The sequence below is a fragment of the Streptomyces sp. NPDC026538 genome, assembly GCF_055567535.1.
Genome location: NZ_JBVHQG010000002.1, coordinates 339,790 through 356,701, shown reverse-complemented (window position 1 = coordinate 356,701; position 16,912 = coordinate 339,790). Strand labels below are relative to the sequence as shown.

17 protein-coding genes are annotated in these 16,912 nt (G+C 73.0%); 9 read left to right on the top strand and 8 right to left on the bottom strand.

Annotation, left to right across the window (positions count from 1 at the left end):
• The first annotated feature begins 12 nt into the window (after positions 1–12).
• The 5 genes from ACZ4N4_RS08500 (at position 13) to ACZ4N4_RS08480 (ending at position 5,648) form a co-directional block, all read left to right on the top strand.
• Entirely contained in the window at positions 13–570 is a 558-nt protein-coding gene (locus ACZ4N4_RS08500) for a hypothetical protein (protein WP_467585941.1), read from the top strand.
• A gap of 279 nt (positions 571–849) precedes the next feature.
• Entirely contained in the window at positions 850–2,655 is a 1,806-nt protein-coding gene (locus tag ACZ4N4_RS08495; protein ID WP_467585938.1) for a gamma-glutamyltransferase family protein, read from the top strand.
• Positions 2,656–2,797: 142 nt separating this feature from the next.
• Positions 2,798–3,646 (top strand): inositol monophosphatase family protein, encoded by an 849-nt coding sequence (locus ACZ4N4_RS08490; protein ID WP_467585935.1) that lies wholly within the window; start codon positions 2,798–2,800, stop codon positions 3,644–3,646.
• 86 nt (positions 3,647–3,732) lie between these two features.
• The gene (locus ACZ4N4_RS08485; RefSeq protein WP_467585932.1) at positions 3,733–5,142 is read left to right on the top strand and encodes a phytoene desaturase family protein; all 1,410 of its coding nucleotides are present in this window, start codon (positions 3,733–3,735) and stop codon (positions 5,140–5,142) included.
• Complete coding sequence (locus ACZ4N4_RS08480) at positions 5,139–5,648, top strand: O-acetyl-ADP-ribose deacetylase (protein WP_453569542.1); 510 nt, start codon at positions 5,139–5,141, stop codon at positions 5,646–5,648. The genes ACZ4N4_RS08485 and ACZ4N4_RS08480 overlap by 4 nt, the downstream gene beginning before the upstream one ends.
• Before the next feature lie 10 nt (positions 5,649–5,658).
• On the opposite strand, the gene ACZ4N4_RS08475 is transcribed toward ACZ4N4_RS08480, so the two are convergent.
• Both ACZ4N4_RS08475 and ACZ4N4_RS08470 read right to left on the bottom strand, forming a co-directional pair.
• Complete coding sequence (locus ACZ4N4_RS08475; RefSeq protein ID WP_467587648.1) at positions 5,659–6,120, bottom strand: substrate-binding domain-containing protein; 462 nt, start codon at positions 6,118–6,120, stop codon at positions 5,659–5,661.
• A 28-nt stretch (positions 6,121–6,148) separates the two neighbouring features.
• Complete coding sequence (locus tag ACZ4N4_RS08470; protein WP_467585930.1) at positions 6,149–7,030, bottom strand: LysR family transcriptional regulator; 882 nt, start codon at positions 7,028–7,030, stop codon at positions 6,149–6,151.
• A gap of 145 nt (positions 7,031–7,175) precedes the next feature.
• On the opposite strand from ACZ4N4_RS08470, the gene ACZ4N4_RS08465 reads away from it, so the two are divergent.
• From ACZ4N4_RS08465 to ACZ4N4_RS08455, 3 genes are all read left to right on the top strand, one after another.
• On the top strand, positions 7,176–8,066 hold the full coding sequence (locus ACZ4N4_RS08465) for an SDR family oxidoreductase (protein ID WP_467585927.1): 891 nt from the start codon (positions 7,176–7,178) through the stop codon (positions 8,064–8,066).
• A 99-nt stretch (positions 8,067–8,165) separates the two neighbouring features.
• On the top strand, positions 8,166–9,644 hold the full coding sequence (locus ACZ4N4_RS08460) for an AlkA N-terminal domain-containing protein (RefSeq protein ID WP_467585924.1): 1,479 nt from the start codon (positions 8,166–8,168) through the stop codon (positions 9,642–9,644).
• A gap of 10 nt (positions 9,645–9,654) precedes the next feature.
• Positions 9,655–10,137 carry a methylated-DNA--[protein]-cysteine S-methyltransferase gene (locus ACZ4N4_RS08455; RefSeq protein ID WP_453569553.1) on the top strand — a complete coding sequence of 161 codons (483 nt, stop codon included), beginning with the start codon at positions 9,655–9,657 and terminating at the stop codon, positions 10,135–10,137.
• Between the two features lie 30 nt (positions 10,138–10,167).
• Here the strand turns inward: ACZ4N4_RS08455 and ACZ4N4_RS08450 are convergent, their stop codons facing one another.
• The 3 genes from ACZ4N4_RS08450 to ACZ4N4_RS08440 all read right to left on the bottom strand — a co-directional run bounded on the left by ACZ4N4_RS08450 (position 10,168) and on the right by ACZ4N4_RS08440 (position 12,552).
• Positions 10,168–10,896: an SIR2 family NAD-dependent protein deacylase gene (locus ACZ4N4_RS08450; RefSeq protein ID WP_453569556.1), complete on the bottom strand. Its 729-nt coding sequence runs from the start codon at positions 10,894–10,896 to the stop codon at positions 10,168–10,170.
• A 61-nt stretch (positions 10,897–10,957) separates the two neighbouring features.
• Positions 10,958–11,452, bottom strand: a complete 495-nt coding sequence (locus tag ACZ4N4_RS08445; protein ID WP_467585921.1) for an NUDIX domain-containing protein — start codon at positions 11,450–11,452, stop codon at positions 10,958–10,960.
• The gene (locus ACZ4N4_RS08440; RefSeq protein WP_453569561.1) at positions 11,449–12,552 is read right to left on the bottom strand and encodes an ADP-ribosylglycohydrolase family protein; all 1,104 of its coding nucleotides are present in this window, start codon (positions 12,550–12,552) and stop codon (positions 11,449–11,451) included. The genes ACZ4N4_RS08445 and ACZ4N4_RS08440 overlap by 4 nt, the downstream gene beginning before the upstream one ends.
• Positions 12,553–12,693: 141 nt before the next feature.
• Here ACZ4N4_RS08440 and ACZ4N4_RS08435 point away from each other — a divergent pair, with 141 nt between their 5' ends.
• A complete protein-coding gene (locus ACZ4N4_RS08435) occupies positions 12,694–13,827 on the top strand; it encodes a glycerate kinase (RefSeq protein WP_467587645.1) in 1,134 nt (377 codons plus the stop codon).
• A gap of 7 nt (positions 13,828–13,834) precedes the next feature.
• On the opposite strand, the gene ACZ4N4_RS08430 is transcribed toward ACZ4N4_RS08435, so the two are convergent.
• From ACZ4N4_RS08430 to ACZ4N4_RS08420, 3 genes are all read right to left on the bottom strand, one after another.
• The gene (locus tag ACZ4N4_RS08430; RefSeq protein WP_467585918.1) at positions 13,835–15,061 is read right to left on the bottom strand and encodes an alpha/beta fold hydrolase; all 1,227 of its coding nucleotides are present in this window, start codon (positions 15,059–15,061) and stop codon (positions 13,835–13,837) included.
• 232 nt (positions 15,062–15,293) lie between these two features.
• On the bottom strand, positions 15,294–16,118 hold the full coding sequence (pssA, locus tag ACZ4N4_RS08425; protein WP_453383960.1) for a CDP-diacylglycerol--serine O-phosphatidyltransferase: 825 nt from the start codon (positions 16,116–16,118) through the stop codon (positions 15,294–15,296).
• 22 nt (positions 16,119–16,140) lie between these two features.
• Complete coding sequence (locus ACZ4N4_RS08420) at positions 16,141–16,797, bottom strand: phosphatidylserine decarboxylase (RefSeq protein WP_365684803.1); 657 nt, start codon at positions 16,795–16,797, stop codon at positions 16,141–16,143.
• Between the last annotated feature and the right edge of the window lie 115 nt (positions 16,798–16,912).

Here is a 16,912-nt window from a genome sequence, read left to right as displayed (position 1 = left end):
GGAGGGCGCGCGATGGACTCGGCCGTGACGGGCCTGCTGGCGGCGGTGGTCGGCGTGGGCGGCACCCTCGGTTCCGCCTGGCTGACCCAGCGCCGCGGGGACACCCTGCGGCGCGAGGAGTGGGACCGGCTGGAACGTGCCCGGCTGGCCGAACTCGACGCCCAGCGGCAGCAGTCGGGACGCGCGGCCCGCCAGACGGCGTACACGGAGTTCAACGCCGCGGCCCGCCACTACCTGGCGACGCTCAACGACCATGCGCATGTACTGCGCATCGGGGGCGACCCGGGGGAGTCCCTGGAAGCGTTGGAGACGGCCCGGGTGGACTACCGCCGCCGGTATGCCGAGGCTCAGATGATCGTGCCGGACGCGGTGCTGGCCGAGGTGAGAAAGGTCGACAGGGGACTGGGCTCGGTCTACGGCAGCCTGGCCCGCCTCACCCGCGACAGGGCCCGCGACGGCGACGACCTGGACAGCGTCCGCACGGTGATCAAACAGGGCTGGCGGGACCTGTCGGGCACCCGGGCAGCCATGCGAACGGACCTGGACGTGACGGGCCCGACGTACGAATGAGCCCGGCGGACGCCTCCGGGGCGACGGTCTCGACGTACGAATGACCCCCGCGACCGCCTGCCGGGCGACGGCCTCGACGTACGAATGAGCCCGGCGGACGCCTCCCGGGCGACGGTCTCGACGAGGAAGGCAGGCGGCCTGCTGTGCCCGGCCCGTCCGTGGGTAGTCTGCTGCGTGATCAGGGCGATCGGAGCCGAGCTGAAACCTCCCGGATCCTCCCCGCGGCGGGTCCGGAGGACTGTCCGGCCCGGCCTACGCGCGCACCTACCGAGGTGAGAGATGCACTTCACCACCCGACCCACGCTTCAGGGATCCTTCGGCATGGTGTCGTCCACGCACTGGCTGGCCTCCCAGTCGGCGATGGCGGTCCTGGAGAACGGCGGCAACGCGTACGACGCGGCCGTCGCCGGCGCGTTCGTCCTGCACGTGGTCGAGCCGCACCTCAACGGACCCGCCGGTGAGGTACCGATCCTGCTCGCCCCGGCCGGCGGCGAGGTGCGGGTGCTGTGCGGGCAGGGTGTGGCCCCGGCCGGCGCCACGGTCGCCCACTACCGGGGGCTCGGCCTCGACCTGGTCCCCGGCACCGGCCCGCTGGCCGCCGCCGTCCCCGGCGCCTTCGACGCCTGGCTGCTCCTGCTCCGCGACCACGGCACCAAGCCGCTGGACGAGATCCTGGCGTACGCCATCGGATACGCCGAGCACGGGCACCCACCCGTGGAGAACGTCGGCGCGACCGTGGCGAGCGTACGGAAGCTGTTCGAGACCGAGTGGACCTCGTCGGCGGAGCTGTACCTGCCCGGTGGCCGGGCGCCCCGGCCCGGTGAGTTGTTCCGCAACCCCGCCCTCGCCGCCACCTGGCAGCGGCTGCTCGCCGAGACCGCGGGCGCCGGGGACCGGGAGGCGCGGATCGACGCGGCCCGTGAGGTGTGGCGCACCGGCTTCATCGCCGAGGCCCTGGTCGGGCAGGCCGCCCGCCCCACCATGGACACCAGCGGCGAGCGGCACACCGGCACCCTCACCGCAGCCGACCTGGCCGGCTGGTCCGCGAGTTACGAGGCCCCGGCGTCGTACGACTGGCACGGCTGGACCGTGTGCAAGGCGGGTCCCTGGAGCCAGGGGCCAACCTTCCTCCAGCAGCTGGCCCTGCTGCCGCCCGAGCTGTCCGAACTGCCCGCCTACGGCTCCGCCGACTACATGCACCTCCTGATCGAGGGCTGCAAGCTCGCCATGGCGGACCGGGAGGCCTGGTACGGGGACGCGGCCGAGGTACCGCTCGCCGAACTCCTCTCCGACGCGTACAACGCCGGGCGGCGCGGCCTGGTCGGCGGCAAGGCCTCCGAGGAGCTGCGGCCCGGCAGCCCCGGCGGACGCGTGCCCCGGCTGCCCGGGTACGCGCGCGTGGAGGCCGCGCGGGGCAGCGCCTTCGACCCGCTGGGCGCCGGTGAGCCGACGGTCGCGCAGGTCGCCGCCGACGGCACCACCCGGGGCGACACCTGCCACCTGGACGTCGTCGACCGCTGGGGCAACATGGTCGCGGCCACCCCCAGCGGCGGCTGGCTCCAGTCCAACCCCGTCGTCCCCGAGCTGGGCTTCCCGCTGGGCACCCGGCTCCAGATGGCCTGGCTGGAGGAGGGGCTGCCGAACTCCCTCACCCCCGGCCGCCGCCCCCGCACCACGCTCACCCCGTCGATAGCCCTGCGCGACGGCGTCCCGGTGCTGGCCTTCGGCACGCCCGGCGGCGACCAGCAGGACCAGTGGCAGCTGCACTTCTTCCTCGCCGTCGCACTGCGCGGCGAGGTGCGCGGCGGACTCGACCTCCAGGGCGCGATCGACGCCCCGAACTGGCACAACGACAGCTTCCCCAGCTCCTTCTACCCGCGCGGGCGCCGCCCCGCGAGCGTGACCGTCGAGTCGCGGACGGACCCCGGGGTGGTGGCCGAGCTACGGCGGCGCGGCCATGACGTGACGGTCGGGCCGGGCTGGTCGGAGGGGCGGCTGTGCGCGGTGGCCCGGGACCCGCGGACCGGGGTGCTGTCGGCGGCGGCGAATCCGCGCGGGATGCAGGGGTACGCGGTGGGGCGCTGACGCCGATGTGCTGCTGTCAGGGCGCTGACCTGGCACGTCCGTCGACGGCCCGCTGATCGTCGGCACCGGCTGTTCGTCCGTATTCCATGTCCCGTACATCCGGGCGGCGGGGATTGTCAGGGGCGCGTGCTCTCATGGAGGCATGATCGAAGCAACGGAGACCATCGACGAGTTTCTCCTCCAGCACGCCGGTGACGTCGAGGATGCCATCCGCAAGGCCGCCCGGACCGAGATCCTGCCCCGCTGGCGCCGGCTCGCCGACCACGAGGTCGACCAGAAGAGCGGGCCGCACGACCTGGTGACGGACGCCGACCGGCTCGCCGAGAAGTACCTCACCGGGGCGCTGGGCGCCCTGCTGCCGGGCTCCGTCGTGGTCGGCGAGGAGGCGGTGCACGCGGACCCGGAGACGTACGAGGCGCTCCAGGGCGACGCGCCGGTGTGGATTGTCGACCCGGTCGACGGCACCCGCCAGTTCGTGCGCGGCGAGGACGGCTTCTGCACGCTGGTCGCGCTGGCCCACCGGGGCGTCCTGCTCGCCTCCTGGACCTTCGCTGCGGCCCGCGGCCAACTCGCCACCGCGGTACGGGGGAAGGGCGCCTTCCTGGACGGCGTACGGCTGCACGCCGGACCGCCCGCCGCCGACCGTGACCTGCGGATCGCCACCTCCCACCCGGACTACACGACGGACGCGCAGAAGCGCGCGCTGTTCGCCCTGTGGGTCGACGGCGTCGCCCCGCGCGCCTGCGGTTCGGCGGGCCTGGAGTATCTGGCCGTCGCCCGGGGCGAGTTGGACGCGACGGCGTTCTCCTGGGAGGCCGCCTGGGACCACGCGGCCGGACTGCTGCTGGTCGAGGAGGCGGGGGGTGCCCACCTCACGCTCGCCGGCGAGCCGTTCCGGATCACGGGCGACAACGTCCTGCCGTTCACCGCGGCCCGCGACGTGGCCACCGCCCACCGGGTGGTGGACCTGCTGCAGAACCCGCACTGGTAACCCCGGACGAGGGCGGTGTCAGTCCTCCGGCATATCCTGAACCCGAGTGGCCAATCGGCTGACGAAGGGGTGCGAAGGTGCCGTCGATGCTCGATGCGGTCGTGGTGGGGGCGGGGCCGAACGGCCTGACGGCCGCCGTGGAGCTGGCCCGGCGCGGCTTCTCCGTCGCCGTCTTCGAGGCGCGCGACACCGTGGGCGGCGGCGCCCGCACCGAGGAGCTCACGCTGCCGGGCTTCCGGCACGATCCGTGCTCCGCGGCGCACCCGCTCGGGATCAACTCGCCCGCGTTCCGCGCCCTGCCCCTGGAGCGCTACGGCCTGGAGTGGCTGCACCCCGAGCTGCCGATGGCCCACCCGTTCCCGGACGGCCGGGCCGCCGTACTGGCCCGCTCGGTCGCCGAGACGGCGGCCTCCTTCGGACCGCGCGACGCGGGCGCCTACCGCAGGCTGGTCGAGCCGTTCCTGCCCAAGTGGGACACCCTGGCGCGGGACTTCATGTCCCTGCCGCTGACCGCGCTGCCCCGCGACCCGGTCACCCTCGCCCGCTTCGGCCTGGTCGGGCTGCCGCCCGCCTCCCTGCTGCTGCACCGCTTCCGCGACGAGCGGGCCAGAACCCTCTTCGCCGGCCTCGTCGCCCATGTCATGGCCCCGCTCAGCGGGCCCGGGACCGGTGCCGTCGGCCTGGTCTTCGCACTCGCCGCGCACGCCCGCGGCTGGCCGGTGGCCCGGGGCGGCTCGCAGGCCATCTCCGACGCCCTCGCCGCCTACCTCGAAAACCTCGGCGGCGCGATCTACACCGACTACGAGGTCAAGCGCCTGGACGACCTGCCGCCCGCCCGGTCGTACATCTTCGACACCTCGCCGACCGCCCTGGCCCGCATCGCCGGCCTCGGCAACTACTACCAGGACTACCGGTACGGCCCGGGCGTCTTCAAGATCGACTACGCGCTGGACGGGCCGGTCCCCTGGACCGCCCCGGAAGCCCGGCGCGCCGGGACCGTGCAGATCGGCGCGGACAGCGCGGAGATCGGCGCCGCCCTGCGCGCCGCCTCCCGCCAGGGCCGCGCCCCCGACCGGCCGTTCATGATCACCGTGCAGCCCGGGGTCGTGGACCCGTCCCGTGCCCCCGAGGGCAAACAGGTGTTCTGGGCCTACGCCCATGTGCCGAGCGGCTGGACCGGTGACCTCACCGATGTGATGGAGCGTCAACTGGAGCGCTTCGCCCCGGGGTTCCGGGACCGCGTGCTGGCCCGTGCCACCGCGGGACCCGCCGAGCTCGCCGCCCGCAACGCCAACTACGTCGGCGGCGACATCGGCACCGGCGCGGTCTCCGGCCTGCAGATCCTGCTGCGCCCCAAACTCTCCCTGTTCCCGTACGGCACCCCGCATCCGGCCGTCTTCATCTGCTCGTCGGCCACCCCGCCCGGCCCGGGTGTACACGGCATGTCGGGGCACAACGCGGCCAAGGCCGTGTGGAGGAGGCTGAGACAGTCATGACCCGCATCACGCTCGTCCAGGGCGACATCACCCGGCAGACCGCCGACGCCATCGTCAACGCGGCCAACTCCTCGCTGCTCGGCGGCGGAGGCGTCGACGGCGCCATCCACCGGCGCGGCGGCCCCGCGATCCTGGAGGACTGCCGCAAGCTGCGGGCCGGTCACTACGGCAAGGGCCTGCCCACCGGCCAGGCGGTGGCCACCACCGCCGGCGAACTCGACGCCCGGTGGGTCATCCACACCGTCGGACCCGTCCACTCCACGAGCGAGGACCGCTCCGAGCTGCTGGCCTCCTGCTACCGCGAGTCCCTGAAGCGCGCCGACGAACTCGGCGCCCGCACGGTCGCGTTCCCCGCCGTCTCCACCGGGATCTACGGCTGGCCGCTGGACGACGGCGCCCGGATCGCCGTGGCGACCGTCCGGGAGGCGGACACGGCCGTCGAGGAGGTCCGGTTCGTCCTCTTCGACGAGCGGGCCTACGAGGCGTTCGCCACGCAGCTGACCTGAGCGCGGCTGCTCACGCCGACTCCCGGGCGATGATCCGCGCCGGGACCGGTACCAGGCCCGCCGAGTCCAGCCCCAGCGCGGTGCGCGCCGCCAGCCGGCCATGGGCCTCCGCGTCGATGTGCACGGTGGTCAGGGCGGGGCTGCTCAGCTCGCCGTACTCGGTGTCGTCGTAGCCGATCACCGCCATGTCGCCGGGGACGGCCAGGCCCAGGTCGTGCAGGGCGGTCAGGGTGCGCAGGGCGACGTCGTCGTGGAAGGCGGCGACCGCCGAGACGTCCGGATGGGCCGCGCGCAGTCCGGCGACCGCGCCGGTGCCCGCCCGCCGCGGGCGCGGCACCGTGACCGGGACCAGCGGCGGCAGGCCCAGGCTGTGCACGGTGTGCTCGGCGAACGGCTCACCGTGGCGCTGGAGACACCGCTGGCGGCGGCCACGTCGTTCAGCGTGACTCTCCCGGACGTGCTCATCACGCAGCCCCGATCATCGATTCCGGCCGTTCAGTCTAGGCAGCGCCGACCGGGACCAGATGGGCCTCGGCCGCGCGCCGGAACGCCGGCAGCAGGGGATGGCGGTCTCCGGCCCGGGTGGCCAGGACGACCTGCAGGGGATCCGCGTCCACGACCGGCACGAGGACGATGTCCGGCCGCAGATTGCCCCGGAAGCCGGCCGGCGCCAGCGACACCACCTCACCGCTCGCCACCAGCTCCAGCTTGTCCTCCAGCGTGTCCACCAGGGCGCCCAGCTTGGTGTGACCGGCGGGATTCGCGCCGATCCGGTCGGCGCCGGTGAAGCGGGGCAGCGGCTCATCGGCGAAATCGGCGAGCGTGACCGACTCCTTGCCCGCCAGCCGGTGGCCGAGCGGGACCAGCAGCACGCGCGGCTCGTCGTACAGCACCGTGATGTCCAAGCCGTCGGCGGTGAACAGGAACCGGGTCACCACCACGTCGACCCGGTGGTCGAGCAGCGCGTCGCGCGGTTCGTTCCAGTCCACGTGCAGGGTGCGGACGTCGGCCTCCGGGTGGCGGTGGCGGACGTCCCGGACGGCCGGGGTGACGATCTGGTGGGTGGTGTACCCGACCGTGAACGGGCCGTGCGCGGCGGCCGAGCGCGCGCTCGCGGCGGCCCGGGCGGCGCTGCGCAGCAACTCCCTGGCCTGCGGCAGAAAGGTCTCGCCGGCCTCGGTGAGCCGGGTGCCGCGCGGGGTGCGGTCCAGCAGCCGGACGCCCAGCTCCCGCTCCAGACGCCGGATCTGCCGGCTCAGCGACGGCTGGGCCAGATGCAGCGCGTCGGCTGCCCGGCCGAAGTGCAACTCCTCGGCGACCACGGTGAAGTAGCGCACCAGCCGGAGCTCCAGGTCCACCGGCGGTACGAAGGAATCGGGCACCCCACGACTCTACTCCCGCCGCCGTGAGCTGCGGTCATGACCGGACAGGCATCACCCGGTGCGAAACGGGTCTTGGACCCCGGCCCCGGGCCGGACGCAGGCTGGAGTCGTCCCAGCCCGTTCACTCTCCGTGAGGTGATCTGTCATGCGTGTGTTCGTCACCGGCGCCACCGGGTTCATCGGCAGCGCGGTGGTCCGCGAACTGCTCGGCACCGGGCACCAGGTGCTCGGCCTGGCCCGCTCGGACGCGGCCGAGGCGGCCCTGAAGGAGGCGGGAGCGGAGGTGCACCGCGGCGACCTGAACGACGTCGACGGCCTGCGGGTCGCGGCGGGAGCGGTGGACGGGGTGGTCCACACGGGGTACAACCACGACTTCTCCGACATGCCCGGCGCTCTCCGTACCGAACTCGCCGTGCTGGAAGCCCTCGGTGACGCGCTCGCCGAGTCCGGCCGGCCCCTGGTCGTCACCTCCGTGACCGGCCTCCTCGCCCCGGGCCGCCTAGGCACCGAGGAGGACGCGCCCGACCTCGCGGGCCCCGGCGCCCACCGGGCCGAGGCGGAACGCTCCGCCCTGGCCCTGGCCGACCGCGGGGTGCGGGTGTCGGCGATCCGGCTCCCTCAGGTGCACGGAGCAGGCGACCACGCCTTCGTCCCGTTCCTGATCGGCGTCGCCCGCGACAAGGGTGTCGCCGCCTATGTGGGGGACGGCACCAACCGCTGGTCGTCCGTGCACCGTCTCGACGCCGCCACCCTCTACCGCAAGGCCGTCGAGACGGCTCCGGCCGGGGCCGTGCTGCACGCCGTCGCCGACGAGGGCGTCCCGCTCCGCGACATCACCGAGGTCATCGGCCGCCGCCTCGACGTGCCGGTCGTGTCCCTCGCACGGGAGGAGGCGTCCGACCACTTCGGCTGGATGGCGGCCTTCGTCGGCAACGACAACCCCACATCCGGCGCCGCCACCCGCGAGCGGTACGACTGGCGGCCCGCCCAGCCGGGCCTGCTGGACGACCTCGACCAGGACCACTACTTCGGCTGACGGCCCTGAGGGGCCGGACCTTGGAGCCCTGAAGGTCAGACCACCCTCGTGTCGGATTTCCGCCAGCATCGGCCCCGCCCGCGGGCCGATGCTGGACCCATGCAGAAAGGGACGAACCTCGACCGCGAGCACTGTGTACGCGCCGTGCAGTCCAAGGACGCACGGTTCGACGGCTGGTTCTTCACGGCCGTCCTGACCACCCGCATCTACTGCCGGCCCAGCTGCCCGGTGGTTCCGCCCAAGCCCGAGAACATGACGTTCTATCCGAGCGCGGCCGCCTGCCAGCAGGCCGGCTTCCGGGCCTGCAAGCGCTGCCGCCCCGACACCAGCCCCGGTTCCCCGGAGTGGAACCAGCGCGCCGACCTGGTCGCCCGCGCCATGCGGCTGATCGCCGACGGGCTCGTGGACCGCGAGGGCGTGCCCGGCCTCGCCGGCCGCCTCGGCTACAGCCCCCGGCAGGTCGAACGCCAGCTCCTCGCCGAACTCGGCGCCGGCCCGCTGGCCCTCGCCCGCGCCCAGCGCGCCCAGACCGCCCGCCTGCTGGTCGAGACGACCGCCCTGCCGATGGCGGAGATCGCCTTCGCGGCCGGTTTCTCCTCGATCCGCACCTTCAACGACACCGTCCGCGAGGTCTTCGCGCTGTCCCCGAGCGAGTTGCGCGCGAGGGCCCCCAAGAGCGCGTCGAGCGCCCCCGGAGCGCTGTCCCTCCGGCTGCCCTTCCGCGCCCCCCTCAACCCCGACAACCTCTTCGGCCACCTCGCGGCCACCGCCGTACCCGGCGTCGAGGAATGGCGGGACGGCGCCTACCGTCGGACCCTGCGGCTGCCGTACGGCCACGGCATCGCGGCCCTCGCCCCGAAGCCCGACCACATCGCCTGCCGGCTCACCCTCAGCGACCTACGGGACCTGCCCGTCGCCATCAGCCGCTGCCGGCGGATGCTCGATCTGGACGCCGACCCGGTCGCGGTCGACGACCAGCTGCGCACCGACCCCGTGCTGGCTCCGCTGGTGGACAAGGCGCCCGGACGCCGGGTGCCCCGCACGGTCGACGAGGCGGAGTTCGCCGTCCGGGCCGTGCTCGGCCAGCAGGTCTCCACGGCCGCCGCCCGCACCCACGCGGCCCGCCTGGTGACCGCCCACGGCACCCCGGTCGACGACCCGGAGGGCGGCCTCACCCACCTCTTCCCGACCCCCACGGCGCTGGCCGAACTGCCCTCCGAGTCGCTGGCGATGCCGCGCACCCGCCGTACCACCTTCACCACCCTGGTCGGCCAACTCGCCGACGGCACCCTCCACCTGGGCGTGGAGAGCGACTGGGCGCAGGCCCGCGCCAAGCTCCTGGAACTCCCCGGCTTCGGCCCCTGGACCGTCGACGTCATCGCCATGCGCGCCCTCGGCGACCCCGACGCCTTCCTCCCCACCGACCTCGGCATCCGCCGCGCCGCCCTGGACCTGGGCCTGCCCGGCACCCCTGCCGCCCTCACCGCCCGTGCGGCCGCCTGGCGCCCCTGGCGGGCCTACGCCGTCCAGTACCTGTGGGCGACCGACAGCCACCCGATCAACTTCCTTCCCGTGTAAGGACCTTGCCGTGAAGAACCACACCGTCACCGACAGCCCCTACGGCCCCCTCACCCTGGTCGCCGAGGACGGCATCCTCTGCGGCCTCTACATGGAGGACCAACGCCACCGCCCGATCGAGGAGACCTTCGGCGCCCGCGACGACGACCTCTTCGCCGAGACCGAGGAACAGCTCAGCGCCTACTTCGCGGGCGAGTTGAAGGAGTTCACCGTCGAACTGCGCCTGAACGGCACCCCGTTCCAGCGCGGCGTCTGGGAACAGCTGCGCCGGATCCCCTACGGCGAGACCCGCTCGTACGGCGAACTCGCCGACACCCTCGGCAAACCCAAGGCCTCTCGCGCGGTCGGCCTCGCCAACGGGAAGAACCCGGTCGGCATCATCGTCCCCTGCCACCGCGTGATCGGCGCCAACGGCAACCTCACCGGCTACGGCGGCGGCCTGCCCCGCAAGCAGCGCCTGCTGGACTTCGAACGGGGCGCGGGCCTCTTCTGACCGCCCTCACCGGCGCCCGGCCACGGGCCGCTAGCCGGCCCGCAGCTCCGCGAGCAGCTTCGGCAGCGCGGTGCCGATCGGCTCGCGGACGATCTCGTCCGCCCGGTCGTCGTACGGTGTCGGTTCGGCGTTGACGATGACGAGCCGGGCGCCGTGGTCGGCGGCGATGCCCGCGAGGCCGGCGGCGGGCTGGACCTGGAGGCTGCTGCCGACGGCGATGAAGACGGTGCAGGCCTTGCTGATGGCGAGGGCCTCGCCGAGCACGACGGGATCGAGTCGCTCGCCGAACATCACGGTCGCCGACTTGAGGATGCCTCCGCACCCCAGGCACGGCGGGTCCTCCTCGCCGGCCTCGACGCGGGCGATCGCGTCCACCATCGGCCCCCGCGCATGGCACCTGGTGCACACCACACTGCGCGCCGAGCCGTGCAGTTCGAGCACCTTGCGGGCGGGCATCCCGGCGAGCTGGTGCAGCCCGTCCACGTTCTGCGTGATGACCCTGATCGGCACGCCCGACCGTTCCAGGTCGGCCACCGCCCGGTGCGCGGCGTTCGGCTCGGCCTGGAGCGCGCGGTTCTTGCGCCGCATCTGCCAGGACCGGCGCCGGATCTCCGGGTCGCCCATGTAGTAGTCGTAGGTCACGAGTTTCTCGGCCTCGGGATCCCGACGCCACAGACCGGCGGGCCCCCGGTAGTCGGGGATGCCGGAGTCGGTCGAGATGCCGGCGCCGCTGAGGACGGCGACGAGGGGCTTGGGCATGTGTTCGAGGGTAGGGCGGGGCCGGTGCGGGCGGCGAACGGATTATTGCCCGCCCCCGGGATCAGCCCGCGCGGTTGCCGTTCTCCAGTTCCGCCGTGCCCGTGCCCTCGTCCAGTACGTCCAGCGCGGCCAGTACGCGGCGGCCCAGCGAGCCCGGCAGATACGTGGGGAGCTCGGCGCGCGGCACCAGCCGCCAGGAGAGCAGTTCCTCCTCCTGGAGCCGGATCGCCCCGAGGTCGGCGTCGGTGACGCGACCGCCGTCGTACAGATAGGCGACGATCGGCGGCCGGCCGGTGCCGTGCACCCAGTCCACCGCGAGCAGCCGGCCCATCTCCCGGTCCAGGCCGATCTCCTCCAGGGTCTCCCGGCGGGCGCCCTGGCGCGGGGTCTCCCCGTCGTCGGACTCGACGGTCCCGCCGGGCAGCGCCCAGCCCTCCCGGTAGTTGGGCTCGACGAGCAGCACCCGTCCTTCGGCGTCCCGGAAGAGCGCGGCCGCCCCGGCGAGGATCCGGGGGAGGCTCGCGATGTACGTGGCGTAGTCGTCAGTCGTGGTCACCCAGGAAGGGTAACCAGCGCGGGCTCGGGGCCCGTCCGGGCGAGCCGCACGGTGCGCTCCGCCAGGTCGCTGATGCGGGCCCCGTCGAAGCCGAAGACCGCGCTGCGGACCGTGTCCTCCAGCGGGTCCTTCCACTGGTCCGGGATGGCCGCCGCGCCGGTCAGCACCCCGGCCACCGAGCCCGCCGTCGCGCCGTTGGAGTCGGTGTCCAGGCCGCCGCGCACGGTGAGGGCGACGGTCCGGGTGAAGTCGCCGTCGCCGTAGAGCAGCCCCGCGGTGAGCACCGCCACGTTCGGGACGGTGTGGATCCAGCCGAGGCCCGCGGTCTCCCCGGAGACGGTGGCGAGGGTGTCCTCCCAGCTCAGCCGGGTCTCGTGCAGGGAGACGACCCGGCGTACGGTCCGCGCGAGACGGCAGCTCGCCGGTACGACGGTGAGCGCGCTGTCGATCGCCTGCCGCACGGTCGGCGCGGTGAACGCCGCCGAGATCAGCGCGGCGGCCCACATCGCGCCGTAGACCCCGTTCCCCGCATGGGAGAGCACCGCGTCCCGGCGGGCCAGGGCGGCGGCCCGGTGCGGGGCGTCCGGGCAGGTCCAGCCGAAGATGTCGGCGCGGATCAGGGCGCCGATCCACTCCTGGTAGGGGTTGTCGTAGGTGGCGGTGAGGGGCGGTTTGAGGCCGCCCGCGAGGTTGCGGTAGGCGGCCCGTTCCGCCGTGAAGGTCTGGAGGTACGGCAGCCGCAGCAGCCACAGCTCGCCGACCTGCTCGGTGCTGAAACCGAAGCCGTGGGTCTCCAGGAGGTCCAGGCCGAGGATGGCGTAGTCGACGTCGTCGTCACGGCAGCTGCCGTGGATCCGGCCGCGCACGCATTGGCGCCACTCGGGGCGCAGCGCGAGCGCGTCGCTCTCGTCGGCGGGCTCGGGGAGGTAGTCGGTGAGCGGCAGGGCGGCGGCCCGCCGCAGATAGCCGTCGATGCGTTCCCTGGTCCACACGTCGCCCCGCTCGACCGGTTTGCCGAGCATGTTGCCCGCGATCCGGCCGAGCCAGCCGCCGAGCACGCGGTCGGCGAGGTCCGGACCGGCGGTGCCGTCGTTGCCCATGGCTGTGGTCTACCCGATTTCCCAGGTGGCTCCCAGGCCGTTCCCAGGCTTCGGTCCCGGAATGACGGCGAGGGTGTCCTCCGGTTAAGGTCACAGCGGCGCGACTGGCCTCGACATGCGCGAGGCCCGGAGAGCAAGGGGATACAGGTGACACAGCGCGTGCTCATCGCCGCGGACAAGTTCAAGGGCTCGCTGACGGCCGTGCAGGTCGCCGAGCGGGTCACTGCGGGGCTCCGGCGGGTCGTGCCCGGCCTGGAGGTGGCGGCGCTGCCCGTCGCGGACGGCGGGGACGGCACCGTGGCCGCGGCGGTCGCCGCCGGTTTCGAACGCCACGAAAGGCCGGTCGCCGGGCCGCTGGGGCAGGAGGTCGGCGCCGCGTTCGCGCTGCGCGGCGACACCGCGGTGGTGGAGATGGCCGAGGCGAGCGGACTGCAACGGCTGCCCGGTGTCTTCGCGCCCCTGACGGCCTCCACGTACGGCTCGGGAGAGCTGCTGCGGGCCGCGCTGGACGCGGGCGCCCGCACGATCGTCTTCGGTGTCGGAGGCAGCGCCACGACCGACGGTGGCGCCGGAATGCTGTCGGCGCTCGGGGCGCGGTTCCTGGACGAGGACGGCGAACCGGTACCGCCGGGCGGCGGCGGCCTCGCCGGCGTGGCCCGCGCGGACCTGTCCGGCCTGGATCCGCGGCTGTCCTCGGTCGACCTGGTTCTCGCCAGCGACGTCGACAACCCGCTGACCGGACCCAAGGGCGCACCGGCCGTGTACGGCCCGCAGAAGGGTGCCTCGCCGGACGACGTGGCGGTCCTGGACGCCGCTCTCGCCCACTTCGCGAAGGTCCTGGAGGCCGAGGTCGGCCCGCGCGCGGCGGAGTACGCCGTCGCGCCGGGCGCCGGGGCCGCCGGCGGCATCGGATACGGCGCGCTGCTGCTCGGCGCCCGCTTCCGCCCCGGCATCGAGGTCATGCTCGACGTCCTCGGCTTCGCGCCCGCCGTGGAGCGGGCGTCACTGGTCATCACCGGCGAGGGCTCGCTGGACGAGCAGACGCTGCACGGGAAGGCGCCGGCCGGGGTGGCCGCGGCCGCGCGTGCCGCCGGCAAGGAGGTCGTGGCGGTGTGCGGGCGGCTGGCCCTGCCGCCGGCGGCGCTGGGGCGGGCGGGGTTCCGCCGCGCCTACTCGCTGACCGAGGTGGAACCGGACGTGGTGAAGTGCATCGCGGACGCCGGACCGATCCTGGAGCGGGTCGCCGAGCAGATCGCGCGGGACTTCCTCTGCTGAGGGCGGCCTAGATCGGCGTCAGGACGCCCGTTGAGTCACGGTAGAAGCTGCCACTCGTGAGGTCCCACACCTTGTGCTTGTTGTGGAGCCACTGGAACGCGATGTCGTGCACGATCTCGGCGGGGCGCTCCCAGACCACGGAGTGTCCCGCACCCGCCAGCTCGAACATCAGCTTCTCGGGCCCGCCGATGGCCTGGTACAGGGCTGGTACGGAGAAGCGCAGGGGCGGGGGAACGGGGACGTTCGGCGGGGTGTTGGCCGTCTTGTCCAGTTCTCCGTAGACGATGGCGACCGGAACGCGGTCACCGAGGACGTAGTTGCCCAGCGCGTCCTGGTAGGGCACCGTCTCGTTGGACCAGCTCCAGAAGTAGGAGTTCCGGAACCGGTGGATGCCCTCGTACACGCCGGGTGACAGCTCCCGGCCCCATGTGCTGCCGACGGGGTCGTTCTCCATCATGGCGGCCCATGCCGTGTCCTCCATGCCGGGCTCGCGTTGGGGTGGGGTGCCCTGCTCGTTGTTCCATGCGCCCACGAAGCTCTTCTTGTCGCTGACGAACATGGGGAAGCCGTACAGGGTGGGCGGGGTGGAGACCGGCAGCGAGGTGCCCGCCGGAATGGCGAAGGGGTCCGCGGGGTCGCCCGACCACCGCCCCGCAGGCGGGAAGATGGGGGCGAGCAGGAACAGGCTCTTGACGACTTCGGGGTGCTGGAGGCTGTACGGCCCCATGGCCTGTGCCGCGGCGGACCAGCCGATGAAGTCCATGGGCTTGTTCCTGCCGGGCAGGGCCCGGATGAAGTCGACCACGGTGGCCAGCTCCGCACATTCGCTCTCCGTGTTGCCCAGCTGGTGGGGGTACAGAGGCGGGCCGGTGTACGGGGGCGACAGCGGATTGGGCGACAGGGCGCCGCGCTGCGTGGGGTTGGCGTTGCGGGGCTCGTCCATCTTCGGGCGTGGCGACCGTCCGTTGCCCTGGAGGTCCATCATGAAGACGTCGAAGTGGTGCTTGGCCAGGTCCTGTGCCCAGTTGTAGTCGATGGTGGATCCGGGGACCGTCAGGTCGTACCCGGCGAGGACCGGCACGCTTCTGCCGTGGAGCATCAGTACCGGCTCGTGGGGCTGGTTGCCCTGGGTGCCGTCGTACTCCCGGACGAAGAGGTTCACGGTGTCGCCCTCGTTCGCCGGAAGCTTCGAGACGTGCGGGACCGCGTAGTCCTTGTGAGTGAGTCCGGCCATGGCTCTCCTCCGATCTGTAAGAGGGGAGTAATCCCCATCCCCGAAATAGGGACAAATCCCCGTAAAGGTCAGCCCAATTCCACCGTCCTCCCCTGTCTCGTCCTGTGCAACTCGGCCCCGGCCAGGGGTGGTTGACCGGTCAAAGGCCAACGCCGAACGCCCTTGAACCGGAAACGGGTGTGGCCCGAGCCTGCGAGGCTCGGGCCACACCCGTTTCGCGTCGTCACGAGGCTCAGGGCAGCTGCGCCGCCCGTGCCTCGCGCCTGTTGTCGCGGATGTTGTTCACCCGGCGGGCCGTGGCGAACAGGGGGATCACCGCGCCCATCACCAGCTGCAGCGCACAGCCGGTCTGGAGCAGGAGCTGGCCGCCGGGGGCGTCGAAGGCCCAGGCCGCCAGGAGCCCCATCGAGAGGACGATCCAGGCCAGCATCGCCCCGGCGAGACGCCCGCGCGGCTTCGGGTACTCGACCCGGCTCACCATCAGCCAGGCCGTACCGAGGATCGCAAGGAGCGTCGCGAAGAAGGGCAGCTCCAGGAGCACGATCGAGACGACCGTGAGCGCACCGAACGGCGACGGCATGCCCTGGAACATGCCGTTCGGCGGGGTCACGCAGCTGAACCGGGCCAGCCGCAGCACCACCGCCAGCAGCACGACCACCGCTCCGACCGCGGCCACCTTCTGGTACGCGTCGTCGGCCACCATGCCGTAGACGAGCACGAAGTACGCGGGGGCCAGGCCGAAGCTGACCAGGTCCGAGAGGTTGTCCAGCTCGGCGCCCATGGGGGAGGAGCGCAGCTTGCGCGCCACGAGGCCGTCGAACAGGTCGAAGACCGCCGCGCAGAGCATGAGGATGACCGCGGTGGCGGCGCTGTGCCGCGCCATGCCCGCCGACTGGTCGTCCCCGGTGAGGTGCGGGATCAGGATCCCGGTGGTGGTGAAGTACACCGCCATGAAGCCGCACGTGGCATTGCCCAGCGTGAGGGTGTCCGCTATCGAGAGGCGGAGAGAGAGCGGCATCTCCTCCTCGTCGTCGCCGGCCTCGTCGGCCTCGGGCACCCAGCCCGCCTGGGTCTCCGGATCAATCACGGTCAATGCGAGTCACCCCAGCCACGGTCTTCTGCCCGACCTCGACCGCGACCTCCACGCCTTCGGGCAGGTAGATGTCTACGCGCGAGCCGAAGCGGATCAGACCGATGCGGTCGCCCTGCTCGACCTTCGTGCCCTGCGGGACGTAGGGCACGATGCGACGGGCCACCGCGCCGGCGATCTGGATCATCTCGATGTCGCCGAGTTCGGTGTCGAAATGCCAGACTACGCGCTCGTTGTTCTCGCTCTCCTTGTTGAAGGCGGGAACGAAGCCACCGGGGATGTGCTCCACCGACGTCACGGTGCCGGACAGCGGCGCCCGGTTGACGTGGACGTTGAGCGGGCTCATGAAGATCGCGACGCGGGTGCGGCCGTCCTTCCACGGCATGATGCTCTGCACCACACCGTCGGCGGGGGAGATGACACGGCCCTGGGCGATCTCACGCTCGGGGTCGCGGAAGAACCACAGCATGCCCGCCGCGAGCGCGGTGGCGGGTACGGCGACTGCCTTCGCGGCGCCGGAGCGACGGGCGCGCAGAAGGCTGACGGCTGCGGTGGCGACGGTCGGGAGAAGCCACGGCGATGCTCCGCGCGCGAGGCGTACGCCGGCCAGGCTGTCTCGATGTGCAGAGGTTTGGCTGTGGGGCATGGATGACCTTCGTAGCGGATGATGCCGCGCGGGAAATGGGGACGGCGGCTTTCCGGGATGGTACCGGTCGTGGGCTACAACTGGGCAAGCCAGGAAGACGAGTCGGCGGCCGAAG

Coding starts and splice junctions, on each gene's coding strand:
- ACZ4N4_RS08495 (WP_467585938.1), top strand. CDS start 850: ATGCACTTCACCACCCGACCCACGCTTCAGGGATCCTTCGGCATGGTG.
- ACZ4N4_RS08420 (WP_365684803.1), bottom strand. CDS start 16,797: ATGCCCCACAGCCAAACCTCTGCACATCGAGACAGCCTGGCCGGCGTA.
- ACZ4N4_RS08460 (WP_467585924.1), top strand. CDS start 8,166: ATGCAGAAAGGGACGAACCTCGACCGCGAGCACTGTGTACGCGCCGTG.
- ACZ4N4_RS08485 (WP_467585932.1), top strand. CDS start 3,733: ATGCTCGATGCGGTCGTGGTGGGGGCGGGGCCGAACGGCCTGACGGCC.
- ACZ4N4_RS08440 (WP_453569561.1), bottom strand. CDS start 12,552: ATGGGCAACGACGGCACCGCCGGTCCGGACCTCGCCGACCGCGTGCTC.
- ACZ4N4_RS08490 (WP_467585935.1), top strand. CDS start 2,798: ATGATCGAAGCAACGGAGACCATCGACGAGTTTCTCCTCCAGCACGCC.
- ACZ4N4_RS08450 (WP_453569556.1), bottom strand. CDS start 10,896: ATGCCCAAGCCCCTCGTCGCCGTCCTCAGCGGCGCCGGCATCTCGACC.
- ACZ4N4_RS08480 (WP_453569542.1), top strand. CDS start 5,139: ATGACCCGCATCACGCTCGTCCAGGGCGACATCACCCGGCAGACCGCC.
- ACZ4N4_RS08465 (WP_467585927.1), top strand. CDS start 7,176: ATGCGTGTGTTCGTCACCGGCGCCACCGGGTTCATCGGCAGCGCGGTG.
- ACZ4N4_RS08500 (WP_467585941.1), top strand. CDS start 13: ATGGACTCGGCCGTGACGGGCCTGCTGGCGGCGGTGGTCGGCGTGGGC.
- ACZ4N4_RS08430 (WP_467585918.1), bottom strand. CDS start 15,061: ATGGCCGGACTCACTCACAAGGACTACGCGGTCCCGCACGTCTCGAAG.